Raw genomic sequence first — 19,006 nt, forward strand, 5'->3', positions numbered from 1 at the left:
AGGGAGCTGTCATGCAGATAGCGGGGTCGTCCGCGGTCGTGGTCGGCGGAGCGGGAGGTCTGGGCGAGGCGACGGTGCGCCGGCTCCACGCGGCGGGTGCGGCGGTCGTCGTCGCGGACCTCGCGGACGACAAGGGCAAGGCCCTGGAGGAGGAGTTGGGCGTCCGCTATGTGCGCACCGACGCCACCAGCGAGGACGATGTGCGCGCGGCCGTCGGGGCGGCGGAGGCGCTCGGACCGCTGCGGATCTCGGTGGACACCCACGGCGGACCCGCGAGCGGCGGCCGGCTGATCGGGCGGGACGGCGAGCCCCTGGACCTGGCCGGGTTCCGGCAGACCATCGACATCTATCTGACCGGCGTCTTCAACGTGCTGCGCCTGACCGCCGCCGCCATGGCCCGGCACGAGCCCGTGAACGAGGACGGCGCCCGCGGAGTCGTCGTCAACACCGCGTCGATCGCCGCGTACGAGGGTCAGATCGGCCAGCTCCCCTACGCCGCCGCCAAGGGCGGGGTCGCCGCCATGACCCTGGTCGCCGCCCGCGACCTGTCCCCCCTCGGCATTCGCGTCGTCACGATCGCCCCCGGCACCTTCCTGACCCCCGCCTACGGCAAGGCCGGTGACCAACTGGAGGCGTACTGGGGGCCGCGGGTGCCCCACCCCCGGCGCATGGGGCGCTCCCCCGAGTTCGCGTCCCTGGTCCAGCACATCTGCGAGAACGACTACCTCAACGGCGAAGTCGTCCGGCTCGACGGGGCGTTGAGATTCCCTCCGAAGTAATGCGCCGCCCTCAGGGACAGAAGCGGCCGGCCGCGTCGACTCCGAGGCCCTGGAGAATGCTGTTTAGTTCGTCGGGATCGTATTGGTTGTCGAGCGTGGCGCAGAGGGCCTTTTGGAGTTGTTGACCGTCCAGCGGGATCTTCAAGGTCTCATAGCCGGCCATGTACTCCATGGTCTGTCCGCGGAAGTGGACTGTTCCCGGGTATACGACCGGCACGATCCTGGTCGAGGAGTCGTCGCTCACCCTCAGAGGGCGCAGGACATCCGAGTCGGCCGAACTCACGTAGAACACGCCGGAGTTCAGGAAGGCGCCTGTCATGTCGGCGCCCGGCGCGGAAACGGACCAGTCGGGTTCGTCACGGCCGAACCTCCACAGGGACGTCCATCCGAGGGACGACACCAGCATCTCGTTGCCGTGCTCCAGGAACGCCATGGGACCGAACGGGTCCTCCATCGAACTGACGCCGGTGTCCACACCCGCGTCGATGGCTCCCAGCCGGCTCACCGGCCCCCCGTTCAACCGCCACAGCTCTATGCGTCCGTCCTCGAAGAGCACCGCCACCTGGCCTGGGTGATCGGGACGCGCCACCAGCCGCAGACAGGTCTCGCGGGCGCTCACGTTCTCTTCCAGAACGGCACACGGACCGCCCGGAATGGTTTCCGGCGGTGCGGGGCGACCGGTGAGAGAGAAGCGACTCAGTCCGCTCTCGGTGAGCAGCACGGCCTCGGAGTCGCTGAGAGGCGCGGCCGAGAGGACCGTCTGTCCTTGATCTCCACGCGGCATCCTCAGTATCCGGGCGGAAGGATCCACGAGGCTGAAGTAGTGAAACCCCTCCTCGCCCCAGAGACCGTAGTACGAGGCGTCGGTGGTCATCGGCCCGCCACCCCTCCACCCCTCCGAGGACGACGAGTCCGTCACCGGGGTGCCCCGGCCCCCGGTCCGCCTGGAGGCCACCGTGAAGACCACGCTGTCTTCTGTCACCTTCGCGTAGACGGCGTGCTCCTCGGTCAGCGCCAAGGGGCTGTCCTCGTAGTCAAGTGGCGTAGTCCCGGGAACCACTGTCACGGTTTCGGTCGCGGATCTCACCAGATCGTCCCCGAGCTGCCAGTACACCCATGGGGCTTTCCCGCGACGCGTCACCGCATAGGCCATGGGGCCGCTCGTGAAACTTCCCGAATCCGTCGAGTAATGAACCTGGTGCGCCTTTCCTGTCCGTGGGTCGAAGACAATCGCCCCCGTCCCGAACTGGTCGCCCAGCAGAAAGCGCCCGGAGAGATCGAAGACCCAGTCGTAGGAAGAGAATTCCTCGATCTCGGACGCGGTCGCCTGGGGTGCTGACAATCGTCCGGCCTTGTCCAGAACGTACGCGGCGATCACCGTGGAGTTCTCGTTCTCCTCGGCCAGCCCTCTCCCGCCCGGTGCGAAGCGCGCCGCCGCGACGTCCGGCAACGACCAGCGAGGCGGATCGGAGGAGTGTGCCTCGACTCCCGCCGATGCCCGGTTCCGTCCGGGGCCGCTCCATACGAGTCCCAGGTCGCCGTCGTCCGTCAGCAGCGCCGCGTCCGTCACGCAGCGGCTGCCCGGGGGACGACCCACCACACCGTCGACCCGCCGGGCGGCACGCCCGGTCGTCCAGACCGAACGCCAGCCTTTGGCCGTGCCGCACGCCTCGTTCTCGTCGCCCACGAGGTGCAGCAGACGGCCGCTGTCCGGTGACAGGTCGAGGCGTACGGTCGTCAGGCCGTCGGCCCTGTCCGGGGGTGCCCAAGTCCCGGCCGCCACGCGGGTCCATCCGTGTTCCGCCGACTCGAAGAGCGCGAACTCCCCGTCCGGTCCCGCCACGGCCACACGCGTGCCCGAGTCGCTCACGTCCACCGAGTCGGCGTTCTGCGGCACCCCGGCAAGCCGTTGGACCTGTATGGCACCCGAGTCGAGCGCGGTGACGACCGACGCGGTCATCCGCTCGCCCTGCGGCTTCACCAGGGCCATCACATGGCCGTCAGCCGAGGCCGCGGAATGGGCGTCGCCGCTGTCGACGATCCCGTCCTCGACCACGGTCGTACCGGCCAGCGCGAGATATTCGCTGAACAGCGCCGCCCGAGCCTGCGCCGTAGGCGACCGCCGCCACGCCTCCAGCGCCAGCGCGATCGACTGCGAGGGCGACGATCCCAGCCGGGTGTCCGCCTCGGCCGCCAGCACCTGGGACGCGATCCGGTCGTTGGCCGCTCGCTGCTGGGCCGCCTTCTGGAACGAGTAGACCGCGAGCGACCCTGCCGCCAGCCCCAGCAGCGCGATGCATGCCGTGGTCACCCGGAGCACTCGCACCCCACGCCGACGTCGCCGGTCGCTCTGCTCGATGTAGCCCAGCACCTCCTTCCCGATGTCCGGAGCCCGCCGGGTCCGCCACTCCAGCGCCCGCTCCAGTACGGCGCCGCGCATCAGCGCCCCGGGGTCGCGGTCGTTCTGCTGCCATACGGCGGTGGCGGCGCGTACCTGTTCCTGCCAAGCGCGGAAGTCCCGGGTCTCCTCCAGCCAGGCGTGGGCGCGTGGCCACTGCCGGATCAGGGACTCATGGGCGAGGTCGACGATCTCCTCGCCTTCGGCGGTGTGGTTGAGAATCACCAGGCGGGTGAGGCTCAAGGCGTGGGCCGCGTGCTGGAGTTGGGGATCGAGGCCGTCGAGGCGGGCGGGGATGCGGACGAAGTCCGCCTTCTCGTCGGGCCGGGCCAGCTGGGCGAGCAGCCGCCGCAGGGTGTCCTCGCCGAGGTCGGCCATGGCGGGTGCGACCGACCGTTCGGCGTACGCCGTGAGCGCGCCGCCCACCTTGCCGAGGGATTCGTACGCGGCATGGGTGAGGAGGGTGTGCCGGCGCTGCTCCCACAGCCGGGTCAGGGCGAACTGCACGAGGGGCAGACACCCCGGCTCGGCCTGCGCGTCGTCCACGATCCGCTCGGGCAGCCCCGGTTCGAAGGCCAGTCCCGGGACGCGGCCGGCCGAGCCGGTGATGGCCCTGAGCAGGGCGGGGCGGTCGAGCGGGGCGATGATCTGGGTGCCCTCGCTCAGCAGTCCGGCCATACCGGGTTCGACGAGGCCGTCGAGCGAGCCGTGCCGGAGCGTGGCGACGACCCGCAGGATGCGTCCCGAGGTGGGGCGGACGGCCCGGGTCATCGCCACGGCCAGGGCCAGCAGTCGGCGCGCCTCGTCGGGTTCGGTGGCGGCCACTTCCTCGAACTGGTCGAGGAACAGCACGTGTCCGCGTTCGCCGCTGCGCTCGAGGAGTTCGTCGGTCAGCAGGGCGGCGGTCTCGGTCAGGCCCTCTTCCACCGTGGCGGGTTCGACCTCCAGGGCCTTGGCCAGGGCGCGGACCGGACGGGCGCCTCGGATGGGCCGGAACGCGGTCACCGAGTAACCACGGGAGCGCAGTTCGGGCAGGACGCCGGCGCGGACGAGGGAGGACTTGCCGCTGCCCGAGGCGCCGACCACCGTGACCACCGGGTGACGCAGCACGGCGTCGGTCACCCGGCGGACATCGGCCTCCCTGCCGTAGAAGAACTCGGCGTCCTCCTCCCGGAACGGCTCCAGGCCGCGGTAGGGACAGCGCCGCAGGCCGGGCTGAAGTTCGACCAGTGCCGCGGACGGCACGAGGTAGGCGGTGTCCTCGCGTTCGCCGCGCGCGGTGGCCACCACCATGCCGATCACGCCGCCGAGTTCCTCGTCCCAGACGGGACTTCCGCTGAAGCCGGGCGAGATGCGGCGCAGCCGGTCGAACTCCTCCGACAGGGCGATCCACCCCGCGCCGACGCGGTCGCGCACCCGGCCCTGCGCCCACTGGCCGTGCTCGCTGCCGGCCGGGAAGCCGAGTGCCCGGAAGCGGTGGCCCCACATCTCGGTGCCGCTGACCAGCGGGACCGGACGGATGACCGGCGGGAGTTCTTCCGGCAGGCGCAGCAGGGCGATGTCACCGCCGCCGTCCTCGACGACGGGTTCCCAGGTGGCGATCCGTGCCCGGTAGGTGCGCCGCGCCTCGGGTGTGTCCCGCAGCAGCGGGAAGTCGAGGACGACCACGCCGTCCGTAACCTCGTCGGTCCGCTCCGGGCCGAGAGCGTGGACCACCACATGGGCGCAGGTGCACACGGTGTCGGGCGCGATGAGGAAGCCGGCTCCGACCACGCTGCCGTCCGGCGCCAGCACTCTGGCGACCGCCGGTGCCAGACGGTCGGCGGCGCTGGTCATGACGGCTCGGCCGGGCCCTCGTCACCCGGGTTGCCCCAGGTCGCCGTCACGGTGAAGCTGGCCTCGGTGGCCGCCCGGGCCACGACCACCCCCGCCTCCGCCACGACCTTGATCCCGAACTGGACGGTCACGGTCTCCGGGGCGACCGCCAGCCCCGTGAGGGTGTCGACGACCGACTGGAGCGCCGGACGCACCCGCGACAGTGCCTGTTCCAGCGACTGGGCGCCCTGACGTGCCCCGTCGGTCCATCTCCCCACCCGGTCGACGCCCGGTGCCGCGTCTCCCTGCACCTCGACCAGCAGCACGCTGCCGTCGGGCAGCGGTAACTCCCCCACATAGGACATGGGCCCCCCTTGACTGTCCGTCACCCCGGTCCGGATTGAATTACAGCGAGTAACGGCCGTGAGCGCAAGGGCGGGGACGCCGCAGTCGTTCTACGACACCTCGTCAAGTGCCTCCTCAGTCCGTTCCGCTCGTGAGGCGCGCGAGGGTGGCCCGGAAGTCCTCCGTCCGGAAGGACTGTTCCTCGGCGTTCGTCGCGAAGTCGAGGGTCGCGACGACCGCTCGTTCCAGGTGCAGGTTGAGAAGCCGTTTGGTGCTCTCGACGGCCTGCCTGGGCAGTCCCGCGATCCGTTTCGCACAGGCCATGGCCTCGGCCAGAGGGTCGGCCACCACATGGTTCGCGAGGCCCATGGCCACGGCCCTCTCGGCAGGGATACGGGCGCCGGTCAGGGCGTACTCCTTGGCGAGGAGCAGGCTGGTGTGCAGGGGCCAGGTGAGGGGGCCGCCGTCGGCGGCGACGAGGCCGACCTGGACGTGCGGGTCGGACAGATAGGCGGACTCGGCGATGTAGACGGTGTCGCTGAGGGCGACGAGGCTGCATCCCAGGCCCACGGCGGGCCCGTTGACGGCCGCGACGACGGGGACCCGGCAGCGGACCATGCCGAGGACGATGTCCCGGCCGTGCGCGATGGTGCGGGCGCGCAGGTCCGCGTCCTGCCGGATCTCGTCGAGGTAGGCGAAGTCACCGCCCGCCGAGAACGCCTTGCCCGCGCCGGTGAGCACGGCCGCGCGGACGTCACGGTCCTCGCCCAGGCGGGGCCACAGCCGGGCCAGACCGGTGTGGAGCGGGTCGTTGACGGCGTTGAGGGCGTCGGGCCTGTTCAGGGTGATGACCCGGAGCGGGCCGTCCGCCCGGACCTGGATCTCCTCCGGCATGCCGTACAGGTTCTCCGTCACGTCAGGCTCCCAGTCCGAGGATGCGCGAGGCGATGATGTTCTTCTGGATCTGCGAGGTGCCGCCCATGACGCTCTGCGCCCGGCTGTAGAGGTAGGCGCTCAGCAGCTCCGGGTCCCCGGTGCCGCCGACCGCGAGGGCCGCGTGGCCGACCGTCTGTTCCGTCCAGGTCATGAGCAGCTTGTCCAGCGAGCCCTCCGGACCGTGCGAGACCCCGTCCAGCTGCTCGGACAGCCGGCGCCGTACATGCAGGCGCAGCATCTCCGTCTCCACGACGGCCCAGGCCAGCTCCGGTGGCGCGGTGCCCCGGGTGCGGGCGGCGAGTTCCCGCACGAGCTTGCCGTACCGGGCCGAGAAGCCCAGCGTCGCGGGCTCCCGTTCGTGCCCCACGACCGTCATGGCGAGCGCCCAGCCCTCGCCGGGCGCGCCGACCATCTGGTCCGCGGGCACGGTCGCGCCGTCGAAGAGGACCTGGCCGAACTCCTTGGTCACCCCGCTCATCATCCTCAACGGGCGCTGCTCGATGCCGGGTTGGTCCATGGCGATCACGAACGCCGAGAGGCCCTTGTGCCGGGGGACGTCCGGGTCGGTGCGCGTGAGGAGCAGGCACCAGTCGGCGACGTCGGAGTAGCTGGTCCAGATCTTGTGGCCGTGCACGACGTAGTGGTCACCGTCGCGGGTGGCGGTGGTGGTCAGGGAGGCCAGGTCGGATCCGGCGCCGGGTTCGCTGAAGCCCTGGCACCAGCGTTCGGTGCCGTCGATCATGCCGGGCAGGAAGCGGCGGCGCAGCTCCTCGCCGCCGTGCCGGCCCAGGCCCTGTACGAGATAGCCGAGGCTGGGGCGGGCCGGGGTGCCGGCGCGGGCCAGTTCCTCGTCCAGGATGACGTCGTAGACGGGCGGCAGTTCCTGACCGCCGTACACCTTGGGCCAGGACAGTCCGAAGAAGCCGGCCCCGTGGAGCGCCCGGTGCCATTCCCCCTGGCGCGCCCAGTAGGCGTCGCCCGAGGTCGGGAACTCCCCGGCCCGTTCGGTCAGCCAGGCGCGCAGCCGTTCCCGGAAGGCGGCCTCCTGAGGGGAGTCACGAAAGTCCACGGTCGATCTCCTCCAGGCGTACGGGGAACAGCTCGGTGGACGCCAGGGCGCGGCGCAGATGGAGGTGGGCGAGGCACTCCCAGGTGTTGCCGATGCCGCCGTGCACCTGGATGGCCGTCTCGCAGACGGTGCGGGCGGCGCGGGCGCAGTAGAGCTTGGCGATCCGGGCCGCCCTGATCGCCTCTTCGGGGGTGACCTCGTCGACCGCCCACGCCGCGTGCCGCAGCACGCTCACCGAGCCCTCGATCAACGCCAGTCCCTCGGCGAGCAGATGGGCCACGGCCTGGTGGGCGCCGATCGGTTTGCCGTACTGCTCACGCAGCTTGGCGTGGTCGACGGCGAGCGTGTGCGCGCCGCGGGCCGTGCCGACCAGGTCGGCGGTGGTGGCCACGAGGGCCAACGCCCGTCGGCGGGCGGCGGTTTCGGCCGTCAGGGTGCCGATCGGTTCCGGTGGGCCGGTGAGGGAGGCGTTGTGGCGGGTCAGGTCGGCGCCCGGGACCGCGGGGCCGAGGTCGGCGGCCAGCACGCGCTCGCCTTCGACGAGGACGCCACTGCGCAGGCCCCGCGCATCCCGGGCCACGCCGTCCACGACGACGGTGGCCGACGAGATCCCCGGGGCCAGGTCGTCGGCGAGTACGGGGCCCAGGAGCGGTACGTCGACCAGGCCTCGCCCGAACTCCTCGACGACCAGGGCGACTTCGACTCCCGACGCCCCGTCCGAGCGCAGGGTCCGCCAGCCGGTCGCCTCCACGGCCTTCTCCAGCCGGGCGAGCCGGTCGCCGTCGTCCAGGTCGAGGACGGAGCCGGGACCGAGGTCGGCGGCCAACCGGGCTGCGGCGGCGCGCAGTTGACGTTGTTCAGGTGTCAGACGTACATCCATGTCGCTCCTTGAGGACCCGGCGCAGGACCTTGCCGGACGGCAGGCGGGGGATCTCGGGCACGAACTCCACATGACTCGGCCGTTTGTAGGAGGCGAGCCGCGCGCCGACGAGTTCGATGAGCTCGGCCGCCGTCACCGGGCGGGTCGTCCGTACGGCCGCGACGATCGCCTCCCCGTCGGCCGGGTCGGGGACGCCGAACACCGCGCAGTCGGCGACGGCGGGATGGCCGTGCAGCACGGCCTCGACCTCTGCGGGCGCGACCTGGAACGCCCGCACTTTGATCATCTCCTTGGAGCGGTCGGTCAGGTGCAGCCAGCCGTCGGCGTCGAGACTGCCGACGTCCCCGGTCCGGTACCAGCCGTCGTGCAGGGCTTCCGCCGTCGCATCGGCGGGGAGATAGCCGGCCATCAGGGAGTCGGAGCGGACCTCGATCTCGCCGGTCTCCCCCGGCCCGACCGGTGTCCCGGTCTCCAGGGAGACCACCCGCGCGCTCACCCCCGGCACGGGCCGTCCCGGGGTGTCCAGGCGCGCCCCGTCGAGCGGGTTGCAGGCGATGACGGGCAGTTCGCTGGCCCCGTAGGCGGGCACCCAGCCGACCCCGGTGCGCCGGGTGACGGTCTCGGCGACGCTCGGGGTGACCGGGGTGGCGCCCCACATGATGTAGCGGAGCGAGGACAGGTCGTAGGACTCCAGTTTCGGGTGCGAGGCGATGGCGAGCGCGATCGGGGCGACCGCCATCTCGACCGTGATGCGGTCGAGTTCGATGTGCTGGAGCAGCCGGTCGAGGTCGAAGCGGCGGTGCAGCCGCAGCCGGGCGCCGGCCTCCAGTGCGGTGACGATGTTGAGCAGGCCGAGGATGTGCGAGGGGGGTGTGGAGATCTGGATGCGGTCCCGTGACGTCAGCCCAAGGGCGTCCCGCCAGTGGCGTACGGCCGCGGCGAGGGACGCGTGGGTGTGCCGTACGGCCTTGGGCATCCCGGTCGTGCCGGAGCTGAACACCAGGACGGCGTCGGCCTGTTCGGGAGGCTGGGCGAAGGGGCCCGACCCGGGCGGGATCGGTTCGTCCAGGTGCCGCATCGGCATCAGTTCCGCCAGCACGGGATGGTCACCGACGGCATGCGTCGCCCCGGTGATCTCCAGGGCGTGTTCGACCTCGCCCCGCTTCCAGGCCGGACTGAGGAGCACGACCGCCGCGCCGAGCCGCCACACGGCCCGCACCGCGACCACGAACTCGGGCCGGTTGGAGGACATGAGCGCGACCCGCTCCCCCCACCGCACGCCGCGCCGCTCCAACTCGCCGGCCAGCCCGTCCGCGAGGCCCTCCAGTTCGGCCAGGGTGTACTCCCGATCCTCGAAGACCAGCGCGGTCCGTTCGCTCATCTCTCATCCCGCCCGTCTCATCCCCGCCATGGAGAGGGTCCCATCTGCTCGATGAGAATAGTATTCTCGTATCGATAGAACCTTGATACCAGAGCCCGAGGAGGGTCGTCCATGGCGAGCCCCGCCCTGTTCCGGCGCGCGACCGTCGTCAAGATCGTCCAGGAGACCCCCGACGCCCGGACCTTCGTCCTCGACCCGCACGACGGCCCGTTCGCCTACCAGGCAGGGCAGTTCTGTGTCTTCCGGGTCCGGGTCGACGGCAAGGACCTGCTGCGCTCCTACTCGATGTCGAGCGCCCCGGAGACGGACGCCGAGCTGATGACAACGGTCAAGCGCGTCCCCGGCGGCAAGGTCTCCAACTGGCTGCACGACCATGTCGGCGAGGGCGACGAGGTCGAACTCACCCAGCCGCGGGGCCTGTTCTGTCTGCGCCCCGCCGAGACACCGCTGCTCGGCTTCAGCGGCGGCAGCGGGATCACCCCGATCCTCTCCCTCGCCAAGAGCGCGCTCGCCGCGACCTGCCGCCCGGTGCGGCTGCTGTGCGCCGACCGGGACCGGGCGTCGGCGATCTTCGACGTGGCGCTGACGGAGCTGGCCGCGGAGTTCCCGGGCCGGCTGAGCGTCGTACGGCATCTCGACGCCGAGCGGGGACTTCTCGACGCGGACGCGATACGGGAGTTCGTCGCTGCGGACGGTAACGCGGACGCGTACGTGTGCGGGCCCGAGCCCTTCATGGAGCTGGTGGAGACCGTGCTGCCGGGGCCGGGCCGGGTCTTCAGCGAGCGGTTCGGCGCGGCGCCCAAGCCGCCGCCCGTGGCACAGCCGGTGGACAGCGGGACCGTCACCGTCGTCCTCGGCCACAAGCGCGCCACCGTCCCCAAGCACCCGAACGAGACGCTCCTCCAGAGCGCCCGCCGGGCCGGCCTCACCCCGCCCTTCTCCTGCGAGGCGGGCAACTGCGCCACCTGCATGGCCAGGATCACCGAGGGCAGCGCCACCATGCGCGTGAACGACGCCCTGACCGAGGACGAGGTGGCCGAGGGCTATGTCCTCACCTGCCAGGGCGTGCCCGACGAGGGATCAGTCACCGTCCACTACGAGTGAGCCCAGCTCGGGCGGCGGGCCGTAGACGGGCTCGTATCCGGCGATCCTGATGGGACTGCGGACCAGCCTGAAGTCACCGGCCCGCACGATCACCTCGGGTGTCGCCTCCAGGGCCTCGGGGAGCGTGCGGACGGCCGCCGCCGGAATGCCGAGCGGCCGCAGCCGTGTCTCCCAGCCCTTGGCGGTGTCGGTGCTCAGCGCCCGTGTGACGGCGTCGAGGACCTCGTCCCGTCGCTCCGCCCGCTCGGCCATCGTCGGGAAACCCTGGACTCCGGCCTCCGCGGCGAAGGTCTTCCAGAAGCCGTCGTGCGTGATGAACAGCGCCAAGTGCCCTGCCGCCGTGGGGAAGAGCTGGGCCGGCACGTAGTAGGAGTGCGCGCCGAAGGGCAGTCGGCGCGGCTCGACCCCGTCGTTGAGGTAGGCGGACGCCCGGTAGTTGAGCTGGGACAGCATCACGTCCCGCAGCGCCACGTCGACCTGCCCGCCGCGCCCGGACACGATCTGCGCGAGCAGGCCCAACGCGGCGGTCAGGGCGGCGGAGTTGTCGACCGAGGAGTACCCGGGCAGGGTCGGCGGACCGTCGGGGTCGCCGGTGAGGGCGGCGACGCCGGTGGCGGCCTGGATGACGTAGTCGAAGGCCGGGTCGTCACCGGCGTCCAGGCCGTATCCGGTCACGGCCACGCAGACGATCCGCTCGTTGTGCCGACGCAGACTGTCGTACGTCAGCCCCAGCCGCCGGATGACCGACGGCTTGAGGTTGACCAGCAGGGCGTGTGCGTCGGCCGCCAACTCGCCCAGGCGTTCCTGCCCTTGGTCCGTGGTGAGGTCGAGGCGGATGCTGCGCTTGCCGCGGTTGATGCTGGCGAAGTAGGCGTCGCCGACCTGCCGCGAGAGGTCCCCGCCGGGCGGCTCGACCTTGGTGACCTCGGCGCCGAGGTCCGCGAGAAGCATGGTGGCGAACGGGCCGGCGAGGATGTGACCGACCTCGAGGATGCGCAGGCCTGCGAGGGGGCCGGGGGTCGATTGAGGGGCGCGCTGAGGCGGCGTACGGTCCGCGCCCGTCACCTCAGCTCCGCCGCGAGGTTCGCGATCATCTCCCGGGTCCGGCGTTTGGACGCCACCAGTTCGTCGCGGCCCTCGCCGATGGGCAGCAGGCGTACCGAGAGGTCGGTGACGCCGGCGTCCGCGAAGCGCTTGAACCGCTGGAGGATGGCCGTTTCGTCGCCGGCCGCGCACAGGTCGCCGACGTCCCTGGCATCGCCGTAGTCCAGCAGCCGCTGGTAGTTGGGGGAGATCTCGGCCTCGCCGAGGATCCGGTTGGCGCGCTCGCGGGCCGCGTCGACCTCGGAGGGGGCGCACAGACAGACCGGGATGCCGGCGACGACGCGGGGTGCCGGGCGTCCGGCGCTCTCGGCGGCCTTCGTGATGCGCGGGACGACATGGTCGGCGACGGCGCGTTCGTCGGCCATCCACAGCACGGTTCCGTCGGCGCGCTCCCCGGCGAGGGCCAGCATGACCGGGCCGAGAGCGGCGAGGAGGACCGGCAGGGGGGCCACGGGGGCGAGGTCGAGGGGGTTGTGGACGGTGTAGGTGCGGTTCTCGACGTCGATCGGGCCGGGGCCGCGCCAGGCCGCGTCGAGGACGTCGAGGTAGTCGCGGGTGAGGCCGGCCGGGCGGGCGTAGGGCAGGCCGAGCATGTCCTGGACGATCCAGTGGTGCGAGGGGCCGACACCGAGCGCGAGCCGTCCGCCGGTGGCCGCCTGCGTGGACAGCGCCTGGCGGGCGAGGGCGACCGGGTGCTGGGCCTGGAGGGGGACGACGGCGGTGCCCAGCTCGATGCGGGCGGTCCGGGTGCCCATCAGGGCCACGGCGGTCAAGGCGTCGAAGTCCGTGGGGACTTGGGGGACCCAGGCGGTGTCCATCCCGGCCGCCTCGGCCCACTCCACATCCGCGAGCATCCGCTCGGCCTTGCGCGCCGGGTCCCCCCGCTCGGGCCCGATCATGACTCCGATCCGCACGTTCCCTCCAGATGACAGGTGCCGGGTGTCAGGGCGAGGTGAGGGCGCGTACGTCCGCCACCACGACGTCAAGGGGTGTTCCGGTGGGGAACACGGCGGCGGCGCCCGCGGCCTTCAGGCGCGGCACGTCGGCCGGCGGGATGGTGCCGCCGACGACGACCGTGATGTCCCCGGCGTCCGCGGCCCGCAGGCCCTCCACGGTCCTGGCGGTCAGCGCCAGATGCGCTCCGGACAGCATGCTGAGGCCGACCATCGCGACGTCCTCCTGGACGGCGGTCGCCACGATGTCCTCGACCCTCTGCCGGATGCCGGTGAAGACGACCTCGAACCCGGCGTCGCGCAGCGCCCGCGCGACGATCTTGGCGCCTCGGTCGTGGCCGTCGAGGCCGGGCTTGGCGATGAGGATCCGGGTGCCCATCAGAACACCACCGGCTGCTGGAACTCGCCCCACACGTCCTTGAGGGCGGTGACCATCTCGCCCACCGTGCAGTAGGCGTTGGCACAGTCGACGAGCGGCCCCATGAGGTTGTCGGTGCCCTCGGCGGCGCGCGCGAGGGCGGCCAGGCGACCGCGGACGGCGGCCGGGTCGCGCTCGGCCTTGACCCGGGCGAGCCGTTCCAGCTGTGTCTCGCGGCCCTTGGCGTCGAGTTCGTAGGTGGCGATGTCGGGGGCGGGCTCGTCCTCGTCGACGTACCGGTTGACGCCGATGACGGGCCGCTCGCCCGCTTCCACGGCCCGATGGACGCGGTAGGCCTCGTCCGCGATCAGCCCCTGGAGATAGCCGTCCTCGATCGCCCGGACCATGCCGCTGTGCCGTTCCAGATCCGCCATGATCTCGACGATCCGCTCCTCGGTCGCGTCGGTGAGCGCCTCGACGAAGTACGAGCCGCCGAGCGGGTCCGCGACCCGGGCGACGCCGGTCTCGTGGGCGAGGATCTGCTGGGTGCGCAGGGCGAGGGTGGCCGACTCCTCGCTGGGCAGCGCGAACGGCTCGTCCCAGGCGGCCGTGAACATCGACTGGACGCCGCCGAGCACGGAGGCCAGCGCCTCGTAGGCGACCCGGACGGTGTTGTTGCGGGCCTGCGGCGCGTAGAGCGAGGCGCCGCCCGCGACACAGCCGAAGCGGAACATCGCGGCCTTGTCGGAGCCCGCCCCGTAGCGCTCGCGAACGATGGTCGCCCAACGCCTGCGTCCCGCCCGGTACTTGGCGATCTCCTCGAAGAAATCGCCGTGCGTGTAGAAGAAGAAGGAGACCTGCGGGGCGAACTGATCGATCGTCATGCGTCCGCGTTCCAGCACGGTGTCGCAGTACGTCACCCCGTCGGCGAGCGTGAACGCCATCTCCTGCACGGCGTTGGCCCCGGCGTCCCGGAAGTGCGCGCCGGCGACGGAGATCGCGTTGAACCTGGGCACCTCGGCCGCGCAGAACTCGATGGTGTCGGCGATCAACCTGAGCGACGGCTCCGGCGGCCAGATCCAGGTCCCGCGGGAGGCGTACTCCTTGAGGATGTCGTTCTGGATGGTCCCGGTCAGCCTCGCCCGCGGCACGCCCCGGCGCTCGGCGGCGGCGACGTAGAAGGCGAGCAGGATCGCCGCCGTCCCGTTGATGGTGAAGCTGGTGCTGATCCGGTCCAGCGGGATGCCCTCGAAGAGCACCTCGGCGTCGGCGAGGGTGTCGACGGCGACACCGACCCGCCCGACCTCCTCGCTCACCTCGGGGTCGTCGGAGTCGTAGCCGCACTGCGTGGGCAGGTCCAGGGCCACCGAGAGTCCGGTGCCGCCCTGTTCCAGCAGATACCGGTAGCGGCGGTTGGACTCCTCCGCGGTGCCGAACCCCGAGTACTGCCTGAGCGTCCACAGCCGCCCCCGGTAGCCGGAGGCGTAATTGCCGCGCGTGAACGGGAAGTCCCCGGGTTCCGGCGGCTCGACGACCCGGTCCGCCGGTCCGTAGACCGGCTTGAGCGGGATGCCGGACGAGGTCTGGGCGAAGTCATTCATCGTGTGGATACGCTACTTGCAGAAAATGAGAATGCCAATACCGCCAAGGAGAATCAGGTCCCGACTACGCTCACTCCATGGAACGGGTGGACCTCGACGACTGGCACACCGCCGATCCGGCACGCGTCGCGCAGGCCGCCGCCCGGGTGGCCGACACCCTCCCCCTCACCATCGGCATCGCGACACGGCAGCCGCCGGAGCGGTTGAGGCCGCTGGTCCAAGCACTGACGCTGACCTTCGCCGGCCCACAAGTGGACGCCACCGAACGCGAGTTGGTGCCCGTGACGGACCCGTGGAAGGCGTACGCCGCACTGGCCGAGGTCGGTGACCGCCGCCCGCAGACCACCGTGACGCTGGGCCGGCTCCTGCGGCAGACCCCCTCGCTCGGCACCCTCGACGGGCTGGCCGCGGAGGCGGCGGCCTACTCGATGCTCCTGGGCGGGCACGAGTTCGCCGCCTGGCTCGCCGAGCGGGGCCCGCGGGCGGCGGCCGCCGACGAGGAGTGCGTCCGGCTCTCGCGGGACGGCGGCAGGCTGTCCATCCTCCTGGACCGGCCCGAGCGGCGGAACGCGTTCGCCTTCCGGATGCGCGAGGAGCTCTACGACGCCCTGGAGGTCGCCGCTCTCGACGACACGGTCGAGGAGGTGGAACTCACCGGCGCCGGACCGGTGTTCTGCAGCGGCGGCGACCTGGCCGAGTTCGGCACCGCCCGCGATCTCGTGGCCGCTTATCTGGTACGGCTCGACCGGGCGCCATGGCGACTCGTCGACCGTTTGCGGGACCGGGTCACGGTACGCGTGCGGGGCGCGGCCGTGGGCGCCGGTATCGAGATGGCCGCGTTCGCCGGTCGCGTCGTGGCCTCGCCGGGCGCCTTCTTCCAGCTGCCGGAGGTGGCAATGGGGCTGGTGCCCGGCGCGGGCGGCACGGTGAGTGTGCCGAGGCGGATCGGGCGGTGGCGGGCGGCGTGGCTGATGCTGAGCGGGGCCCGGCTGGATGCCGAAACCGCCTTGCGGTGGGGGCTGGTGGACGAGATCGACGCCCATGAACGGTGACGTGCTGCTGCGGGACGTGTCGGTGCCGTCGTGGCAGGACCGGCCGGTCGACTGCCGGGTCCGCGGGGGTGTCGTGGCGGAGATCGGCCCTCGACTGCGGGCGGGGGACGACGAGTTGGTCGTACGAGGTGAGGGGGGCGCTCTGCTTCCGGGGCTGGCCGATCACCATCTGCATCTGACGGCCCTGGCGGCGCGGGAGTCGTCGCTCGACGTGTCCGGCGTTTCGCGCGACGGCCTGACCGAGTCGATCGCGCGGGCCGTACCGGGCGAGGACGGGTGGGTACGGGCCGTCGGCTACGACGACGTGCTCCACGGCGAGCTCGACCGAGATGTCCTCGACGCCTGGAACCGGGTGCTGCCGGTGCGGGTGCAGCATCGCTCCGGTGCCCTGTGGGTGGTCAACTCCGCGGGGCTGGAGCGGCTCGGGGACAACGGTAGTGAGCGCGGGCTTCTGTGGCGCGCCGATGCCTGGCTGCGCGAGAGGCTCGGCGCCCGTCCACCCTCCCTGCGCGCGGTGGGCGCACGGCTGGCCGCCCTCGGGGTCACGCATCTCTCGGACGCCACCCCGGACGACGGGGCCGCGGGGGCCGTGGCGGACGCGGTACGGCGGGGTGAACTCCCCCAGCACGTCCTGCTGATGGCCGCCGACTGCGGCCCGGCGGATCATCCCCGGCTGAGCGTCGGCCCGGTGAAACTGGTGGTCGCCGACCACGCGCTCCCCGATCTCGGCGACCTCACCGAGCGCATACGGCGGGCCCACACCGCCGGCCGCCCGGTCGCCGTGCACTGTGTGACCCGCGTGGCCCTCGCCCTGACCCTGGCCGCGCTGGACGAGGCCGGGGGCCTGCGGGGCGACCGCGTGGAGCACTGTGCCGTCGCCGACGCGGCCCTGGCCGAGGAGTTGGCGGTGCGCGGGATCACGGTGGTCACCCAACCGACGCTGGTGGCCCGGCGCGGTGACGACTACTGGGACCGCGTCGAGCCCGAGGACCGGCCGGACCTGTGGCCGTACGCCGGTCTGCTGCGCGCGGGCGTACGGGTGGCGGCGAGCAGCGACGCCCCGTACGGGGATCCCGATCCCTGGGCCTGTCTGCGTGCGGCGGCGCGGCGGCTCACTCCCTCCGGGCGGGTGCTGGGACCCGGCGAGCGCGTGCCGGCCGCCACGGTCCTGCGCGGCCTGCTGTCCCCGCTGTCCGATCCGGGCGGCCCGCCGCGTCGCGTCGCACCGGGGCACCCCGCCGACCTCGTACTTCTCGACCGGCCGCTGAGCGAGGCGCTGCGCGCGCCCGACGCGGGGCAGGTGCGTGCCACGTTCATCGCGGGGCGGATCGTGCACGGATGAGGGCGTTGTCGGCGCCCGACTCGGCGGCGGGGCCCGCCGGGTCGGGTGGTCGTGGCGGGAGGACGTGTTGTGTCCGGCCGAGCAGCGGGCAGGTGACCGTCCATCCGCCGCCGCCGTCCCGTCGTACCGGGTGCGGGCCGTGCTCGGCCTCGGGAGCGGCCCCGGCGAAGGCGGCGGCCACCTCGCGCATCGAGACGTCGATCAACTCCCCGCCGCCCTGGGCCAGGGCCGTGAAGGCGCCCAGTGCGCCGACCAGTCCCGTGAGCGGGTCGGCGATCGCGTCACCGCAGAACACCGGGCCCTGGTCCGACCACGCCACCAGTCCCCCGGCGACCGCGGCGTCGTCGCCGAAGGCGACCCGTTCGGGGTGCCTGCGGCCGTACCCCGTGATGCTGACCCACACCTTGCCCGCACGATGGTCGAGACGCTCGGCGGCCAGCCCCAACTGGGCGAGCGCACGGGGCCGGGACGCCTCGATCACCACGTCCGCCTCGCTCACCAACTCCGCGAGCGCCGTGCGTCCTTCGGCCGTGGTGAAGTCGACGGCGACACTCTCGTGGCCGGCGTGCAGCCAGTCGTAGAACCGCCGGTTCCCGGCCCGGGCGCCGTCGGGGCGCCGGGTGCTCTCGACCTTGACCACGCGGGCGCCCGCCCGTCCCAGCAGATGGGCGCACAGGGGGCCGGCCCAGAGGGAGGAGAGGTCGACGACCAGGGCTCCTTCGAGCTTCAGGCCCTTGGCGGGTGCGGCTATTCGTGAGGTGCGGTACGGAGTGTCGACCGGTGCGGCCGGCTCGGTCGGGAGTGGGGCGGCGGGGACCCCGAACATGCGGATGCGCGTGGCGAGTTCGCGGACCCTCGTGGTGCGGGCGGCGGTGGCGAGGTCGTCCCACGGGGCGTGGATGTCGGGGCGGCCGAGGATCGCGGGGAGGAGGTCGAGGTCGTCGGGGCGGGCCAGGGTGACGGCGCACCATCCGTCGGCGGTCTGCAGCAGACGGGTGGCGCCGCCTGCGGAAGTACGACCGCGCCGGGTCAGGCCCATGGCACCGGCCCGGGCGCCGAGGAGGAGGGCGGGATCGATGTCGACGGGGAGCGCGCTGCGGATCTCGTGCAGGAGAGGCATCTGCCCGCCGGGCGCCAGGAGGGGTGGGCCGTCCGGCTCGCCGGTGAGCGCCATGGCGCCGGAGGCGGCCCAGTCGAGGTGCGGGCAGCTCCCTCTCGCGCCGAGCATCGAACGCTCTCTCACGGCAGGACGATAAGGGCACCTCACGCTGACGGGAAAGGTCACCGGGGCCTCCGGCGAGGACGGATCCGGTCGCTCTCAGGGACGTGAGCCGCGCTGATCGAGCCTTTTCAGGGCGGTCTCGCCCCACTTGAGGTTCGACCGTTCGAAGGCCATGCCGCCGAGCAGGGTGAGGTAGGGACCGATGCGGTCGGCCTCGGCGAAGTACTCGTCCTCCGTGCGGCCGGCCAGCATGCGGTCCCGCATCCGTTCGTAGCGGGCCAGCTTGGCGGTGGACCGCTCCACGCGCTCGACGATCGCGGCCCGTACGGCGTCGGCGTCACCGATGTCGACGCACTGGACCTTGACCATCAACTCGTCGCGGATGGCGGTCGGCTTCGCGGGCACGTCGGCGATGTACGCGCGCAGGATCTCCAGACCGGCCTCGGTGAGGGAGAACAGGCGCTTGTTGGGGCGGCGTTCCTGCTGGACCACCCGGGCGGTGACGAGACCCTCGGCCTCCATGCGCTCCAGTTCGCGGTAGAGCTGCTGCGGGGTGGCCATCCAGAAGTTGGCGACGGAGGCCTCGAAGCCCTTGGCGAGGTCGTATCCGGAGGCCTCGCCCTCCAGGAGGGCGGCCATCACCGCGTTGCGCAGAGCCATGCGCTCA

At 72.2% G+C, this 19,006-nt stretch carries 16 protein-coding genes; 4 read left to right on the forward strand and 12 right to left on the reverse strand.

What is annotated here, in order from left to right:
• Window positions 1-11 precede the first annotated feature (11 nt).
• Window positions 12-779, forward strand: a complete 768-nt coding sequence (locus tag ACFY0U_RS23215; protein WP_388638706.1) for an SDR family NAD(P)-dependent oxidoreductase — start codon at window positions 12-14, stop codon at window positions 777-779.
• A 10-nt stretch (window positions 780-789) separates the two neighbouring features.
• On the opposite strand, the gene ACFY0U_RS23220 is transcribed toward ACFY0U_RS23215, so the two are convergent.
• The 6 genes from ACFY0U_RS23220 to ACFY0U_RS23245 form a co-directional block, all read right to left on the reverse strand.
• Window positions 790-5,013 (reverse strand): trypsin-like peptidase domain-containing protein, encoded by a 4,224-nt coding sequence (locus tag ACFY0U_RS23220; RefSeq protein ID WP_388638708.1) that lies wholly within the window; start codon window positions 5,011-5,013, stop codon window positions 790-792.
• Window positions 5,010-5,357: a CU044_2847 family protein gene (locus tag ACFY0U_RS23225; protein ID WP_388638710.1), complete on the reverse strand. Its 348-nt coding sequence runs from the start codon at window positions 5,355-5,357 to the stop codon at window positions 5,010-5,012. The genes ACFY0U_RS23220 and ACFY0U_RS23225 overlap by 4 nt, the downstream gene beginning before the upstream one ends.
• Before the next feature lie 115 nt (window positions 5,358-5,472).
• Window positions 5,473-6,252: an enoyl-CoA hydratase/isomerase family protein gene (locus ACFY0U_RS23230; protein ID WP_388638712.1), complete on the reverse strand. Its 780-nt coding sequence runs from the start codon at window positions 6,250-6,252 to the stop codon at window positions 5,473-5,475.
• Between the two features lies 1 nt (window position 6,253).
• Window positions 6,254-7,342: an acyl-CoA dehydrogenase family protein gene (locus tag ACFY0U_RS23235; RefSeq protein ID WP_388638714.1), complete on the reverse strand. Its 1,089-nt coding sequence runs from the start codon at window positions 7,340-7,342 to the stop codon at window positions 6,254-6,256.
• On the reverse strand, window positions 7,329-8,222 hold the full coding sequence (locus ACFY0U_RS23240; RefSeq protein ID WP_388638716.1) for an acyl-CoA dehydrogenase family protein: 894 nt from the start codon (window positions 8,220-8,222) through the stop codon (window positions 7,329-7,331). Before ACFY0U_RS23240 ends, ACFY0U_RS23235 begins: the two co-directional genes overlap by 14 nt.
• Complete coding sequence (locus tag ACFY0U_RS23245) at window positions 8,200-9,603, reverse strand: class I adenylate-forming enzyme family protein (RefSeq protein WP_388638718.1); 1,404 nt, start codon at window positions 9,601-9,603, stop codon at window positions 8,200-8,202. Before ACFY0U_RS23245 ends, ACFY0U_RS23240 begins: the two co-directional genes overlap by 23 nt.
• 111 nt (window positions 9,604-9,714) lie before the next feature.
• Between ACFY0U_RS23245 and ACFY0U_RS23250 the strand changes: the two genes are divergently transcribed.
• On the forward strand, window positions 9,715-10,707 hold the full coding sequence (locus ACFY0U_RS23250) for a 2Fe-2S iron-sulfur cluster-binding protein (RefSeq protein WP_388638720.1): 993 nt from the start codon (window positions 9,715-9,717) through the stop codon (window positions 10,705-10,707).
• On the opposite strand, the gene ACFY0U_RS23255 is transcribed toward ACFY0U_RS23250, so the two are convergent.
• The 4 genes from ACFY0U_RS23255 to ACFY0U_RS23270 are packed head-to-tail and all read right to left on the reverse strand — an operon-like array spanning window position 10,684 to window position 14,723.
• Window positions 10,684-11,772 carry a CaiB/BaiF CoA transferase family protein gene (locus ACFY0U_RS23255; protein ID WP_388638722.1) on the reverse strand — a complete coding sequence of 363 codons (1,089 nt, stop codon included), beginning with the start codon at window positions 11,770-11,772 and terminating at the stop codon, window positions 10,684-10,686. The two genes, ACFY0U_RS23250 and ACFY0U_RS23255, sit on opposite strands and share 24 nt — an antisense overlap.
• Window positions 11,769-12,725 (reverse strand): TIGR03564 family F420-dependent LLM class oxidoreductase, encoded by a 957-nt coding sequence (locus ACFY0U_RS23260; protein WP_388638724.1) that lies wholly within the window; start codon window positions 12,723-12,725, stop codon window positions 11,769-11,771. Before ACFY0U_RS23260 ends, ACFY0U_RS23255 begins: the two co-directional genes overlap by 4 nt.
• Window positions 12,726-12,753: 28 nt before the next feature.
• Complete coding sequence (locus tag ACFY0U_RS23265) at window positions 12,754-13,143, reverse strand: cobalamin B12-binding domain-containing protein (RefSeq protein WP_388638726.1); 390 nt, start codon at window positions 13,141-13,143, stop codon at window positions 12,754-12,756.
• Window positions 13,143-14,723: a methylmalonyl-CoA mutase family protein gene (locus ACFY0U_RS23270; RefSeq protein WP_388638728.1), complete on the reverse strand. Its 1,581-nt coding sequence runs from the start codon at window positions 14,721-14,723 to the stop codon at window positions 13,143-13,145. Before ACFY0U_RS23270 ends, ACFY0U_RS23265 begins: the two co-directional genes overlap by 1 nt.
• A 77-nt stretch (window positions 14,724-14,800) precedes the next feature.
• On the opposite strand from ACFY0U_RS23270, the gene ACFY0U_RS23275 reads away from it, so the two are divergent.
• Together ACFY0U_RS23275 and ACFY0U_RS23280 are read left to right on the forward strand one after the other, a co-directional pair.
• Complete coding sequence (locus ACFY0U_RS23275) at window positions 14,801-15,775, forward strand: enoyl-CoA hydratase/isomerase family protein (protein ID WP_388638729.1); 975 nt, start codon at window positions 14,801-14,803, stop codon at window positions 15,773-15,775.
• Window positions 15,765-17,117 (forward strand): amidohydrolase family protein, encoded by a 1,353-nt coding sequence (locus ACFY0U_RS23280; RefSeq protein ID WP_388638731.1) that lies wholly within the window; start codon window positions 15,765-15,767, stop codon window positions 17,115-17,117. The genes ACFY0U_RS23275 and ACFY0U_RS23280 overlap by 11 nt, the downstream gene beginning before the upstream one ends.
• Here ACFY0U_RS23280 and ACFY0U_RS23285 read toward each other — a convergent pair.
• Both ACFY0U_RS23285 and ACFY0U_RS23290 read right to left on the reverse strand, forming a co-directional pair.
• Window positions 17,089-18,360: a CoA transferase gene (locus ACFY0U_RS23285; protein ID WP_388638733.1), complete on the reverse strand. Its 1,272-nt coding sequence runs from the start codon at window positions 18,358-18,360 to the stop codon at window positions 17,089-17,091. The genes ACFY0U_RS23280 and ACFY0U_RS23285 overlap by 29 nt on opposite strands.
• A 75-nt stretch (window positions 18,361-18,435) precedes the next feature.
• Entirely contained in the window at window positions 18,436-18,999 is a 564-nt protein-coding gene (locus ACFY0U_RS23290; protein ID WP_388638735.1) for a PadR family transcriptional regulator, read from the reverse strand.
• Window positions 19,000-19,006 lie beyond the last annotated feature (7 nt).

Origin of the sequence: Streptomyces sp. NPDC001536, from assembly GCF_042894505.1 — a bacterium.
Taxonomy (GTDB): domain Bacteria; phylum Actinomycetota; class Actinomycetes; order Streptomycetales; family Streptomycetaceae; genus Streptomyces.

What these genes read in the sequence shown, in the direction of transcription:
- ACFY0U_RS23280 (WP_388638731.1), top strand. Translation starts at nt 15,765, where the DNA reads ATGAACGGTGACGTGCTGCTGCGGGACGTGTCGGTGCCGTCGTGGCAG.
- ACFY0U_RS23240 (WP_388638716.1), bottom strand. Translation starts at nt 8,222, where the DNA reads ATGGATGTACGTCTGACACCTGAACAACGTCAACTGCGCGCCGCCGCA.
- ACFY0U_RS23245 (WP_388638718.1), bottom strand. Translation starts at nt 9,603, where the DNA reads ATGAGCGAACGGACCGCGCTGGTCTTCGAGGATCGGGAGTACACCCTG.
- ACFY0U_RS23270 (WP_388638728.1), bottom strand. Translation starts at nt 14,723, where the DNA reads ATGAATGACTTCGCCCAGACCTCGTCCGGCATCCCGCTCAAGCCGGTC.
- ACFY0U_RS23250 (WP_388638720.1), top strand. Translation starts at nt 9,715, where the DNA reads ATGGCGAGCCCCGCCCTGTTCCGGCGCGCGACCGTCGTCAAGATCGTC.
- ACFY0U_RS23225 (WP_388638710.1), bottom strand. Translation starts at nt 5,357, where the DNA reads ATGTCCTATGTGGGGGAGTTACCGCTGCCCGACGGCAGCGTGCTGCTG.
- ACFY0U_RS23265 (WP_388638726.1), bottom strand. Translation starts at nt 13,143, where the DNA reads ATGGGCACCCGGATCCTCATCGCCAAGCCCGGCCTCGACGGCCACGAC.
- ACFY0U_RS23290 (WP_388638735.1), bottom strand. Translation starts at nt 18,999, where the DNA reads ATGGCTCTGCGCAACGCGGTGATGGCCGCCCTCCTGGAGGGCGAGGCC.
- ACFY0U_RS23215 (WP_388638706.1), top strand. Translation starts at nt 12, where the DNA reads ATGCAGATAGCGGGGTCGTCCGCGGTCGTGGTCGGCGGAGCGGGAGGT.
- ACFY0U_RS23220 (WP_388638708.1), bottom strand. Translation starts at nt 5,013, where the DNA reads ATGACCAGCGCCGCCGACCGTCTGGCACCGGCGGTCGCCAGAGTGCTG.
- ACFY0U_RS23275 (WP_388638729.1), top strand. Translation starts at nt 14,801, where the DNA reads ATGGAACGGGTGGACCTCGACGACTGGCACACCGCCGATCCGGCACGC.